This window comes from Streptomyces phyllanthi (genome assembly GCF_009377205.1).
In the GTDB taxonomy this organism is placed as follows: Bacteria; Actinomycetota; Actinomycetes; order Streptomycetales; family Streptomycetaceae; genus Streptomyces; species Streptomyces phyllanthi.
This window is the reverse complement of the sequence record NZ_VJZE01000770.1, coordinates 1-2,567: the sequence shown is the minus strand read 5'-3', so window position 1 is coordinate 2,567 and position 2,567 is coordinate 1. Positions and strand designations below refer to the sequence as shown.

At 68.1% G+C, this 2,567-nt stretch carries 2 protein-coding genes; one reads left to right on the top strand and one right to left on the bottom strand.

What is annotated here, in order from left to right; genetic code table 11:
* Positions 1–588 precede the first annotated feature (588 nt).
* Positions 589–1,596, bottom strand: coding sequence for a stage II sporulation protein M (locus FNH04_RS44620; RefSeq protein WP_152791939.1), 1,008 nt, complete (start codon positions 1,594–1,596; stop codon positions 589–591).
* A gap of 134 nt (positions 1,597–1,730) precedes the next feature.
* On the opposite strand from FNH04_RS44620, the gene FNH04_RS44615 reads away from it, so the two are divergent.
* Positions 1,731–2,567 (top strand): RDD family protein (locus FNH04_RS44615; RefSeq protein ID WP_322725661.1); only part of this gene is annotated, 837 nt, incomplete at its 3' end.

Genomic DNA, 2,567 nt, shown 5'->3' with positions numbered 1-2,567 from the left:
ACACATCACGAGAGCGGAACCACCAGAGGAATAACCCAGTGGTTCACAGCGTCCTCGCTGTGTTTTCTTCAAAGGAACCTCGTCCCAGCTGATGCTGGAGACGGGGTATCAACATATCTGGCGTTGATTTTTGGCACGCTGTTGAGTTCTCAAGGAACGGACGCTTCCTTCGTACTCACCCGAGAGACTCTCTCGCGGCTTTCCTCCGGGCGCTTCCCTTCGGTGTTTCCGACTCTATCAGATCTTTTTCCGATCCGATTTCCTCGGCGCTTTCCAGGACATACGCTCTCGCGCTTTCCTTTCCGGCGGTTCCGACTTTATCAGAAGGTTTGGTCCGGACTGACCGGCATCCATTTCCGAATTATCGGGAGGTGCTCCGTCGAGATCGATGCGTCGAAGTCTCGAGGAGCGACAGACTCTCACTGCTGCCGTCTCGGGGTGCTCCCCTCTAGGCAACTGTTTGAATCTACCTCCCCACGCAGGCCGTGTCAACAGCTCTTGCGGGGAGACCACAAGGTTAACAGTTCAACGGGGGTGCTTGCACATCGTGGTGGCCTTGCGGCCCGCGGGCGGTGCCCCGGACCGCTGTCAGGCTGCCGTCGGAACGGCTGCGCTCCGTTCGGGTTCCTCGACGTCGCCCGTGTCTCCGGACCGGGCTGCGCGGCCGCCCAGGACGTACACGTACGCGAGGAAGGCCAGTTCCGCGCCGATGCCGATGCCGATGCGGGCCCAGGTGGGGAGGCCGGACGGGGTGACGAAGCCTTCGATGGCGCCGGAGACGAAGAGCACCAGGGCAAGGCCTATCGCCATGCCCAGGGCGGCACGCCCCTCCTCGGCGAGGGCCGCACGCCGGGTGCGGGGCCCGGGGTCGATGAGGGTCCAGCCGAGACGGAGACCCGTACCGGCGGCGACGAAGACGGCGGTCAGTTCCAGGAGACCGTGCGGGAGGACGAGGCCCAGGAAGACGTCGAGGCGGCCGGCGGAGGACATCAGGCCGACAGCGACGCCCAGGTTCAGCATGTTCAGGAAGAGGATCCAGAGGACCGGGATGCCGAGGAAGATGCCCAGGACGAGGCACATGGCGGCGGCCCGGGCGTTGTTCGTCCACACCTGGGCCGCGAAGGAGGTGGCGGGGTGGCTGGAGTAGTACGCCTCGTACTCGCCTCCGGGGCGGGTCATCTGGCGCAGCTCGTCGGGTGCCGCGATCGAGGCCTGGACCTCCGGGTGCGTACCGATCCACCACCCCAGGAGGGCCGCCACGACAATGGACAGGAGCGCCGTGGGTACCCACCAGTGGCGTGAACGGTAGACGGCGGCGGGGAAACCGTGGGCGAGGAAGCGCGTGACGTCGCGCCATGAGGCGCGGCGTGTACCTGCCACGGCGCTGCGCGCGCGAGCGACGAGTTGGCTGAGGCGCCCGGTCAGCTGTGGGTCCGGGGCGCTGGACTGGATCATCGAGAGGTGCGTGGCGGTGCGCTGGTAGAGGGCGACAAGTTCGTCGACCTCGGTGCCGTTGAGGTGGCGCTGGCGGCGGAGCAGGGCGTCGAGGCGGTCCCACTCGGCACGATGGGCCGACACGAAGACGTCGAGGTCCATCCGGTTCGCTGCTCCTCGTCCTGTCGCTCTGCGTCCTGTCGTACTGCGTGTCAGCTTGTCGTACTGCGGCGCGATGTGCCCTCAGCTTGGCAGACTGGCGGTTCCAGGGGCAGGTCAGGGGAAGGAACGGGCGCGTGAGTGAGCTAGTGACGGGCGAGGCGGTGGCGCTGGAGTTGCGCCCCGCGAAGCTGCCGAGCCGGGTGCTGGCCGTGCTGCTCGATCTGATCGTGGCTTTTGTCGGCTACCTGGCTGTGACCATGGCCCTGGTCTACTCGACCGCGAGCCTGGACGACGCGGCGCAGATGGCGATATCGATCGCGACCTTCCTGCTCGTGCTGGTGGGCGGGCCGATCGCTGTGGAGACGCTGAGCCATGGGCGGTCGCTGGGGAAGCTGGCGTGCGGGCTTCGGGTGGTGCGGGACGACGGCGGGCCGATCCGGTTCCGGCACGCGTTGGTGCGTGGTGCGGTCGGGCTGGTCGAGATCCTGATGACGCTGGGGGTTATCGCCTGCATCGCCTCGCTCGTCTCGGCGCGGGGGCGGCGGCTCGGCGACGTGTTCGCGGGGACGCTGGTCGTACGGGAGAGGGTTCCGGCCACGCGGGCGTCGTTCGTGCCTCCGCCGCCGCCCTGGCTCGCGGGGCAGTTCTCCCGGCTCGACCTGTCGGCGGTTCCGGACGGACTGTGGCTGGCCGTCCGCCAGTACCTGACCCGGATGCGCCAGCTTGATCCGCAGGTCGGGCAGGGGATGGCGGACCGCCTCGCCTCCGATCTCGCGGCTCGTACGGGGTCTCCGGTGCCGCAGGGGGTCCCGGCCGCCGCCTACCTCGCGGCCGTTCTCCATGAACGACAGGCTCGGGAGGCACAGCGGGCGTTCGGGAGCGGGGCCGGGGTCGGTGCGGGCCCCTATGGCCATGGGGTGCCCGGATACGGCCATGTGCCCGGATCGCCTGCCGGAGCACCGAGTTGGGGT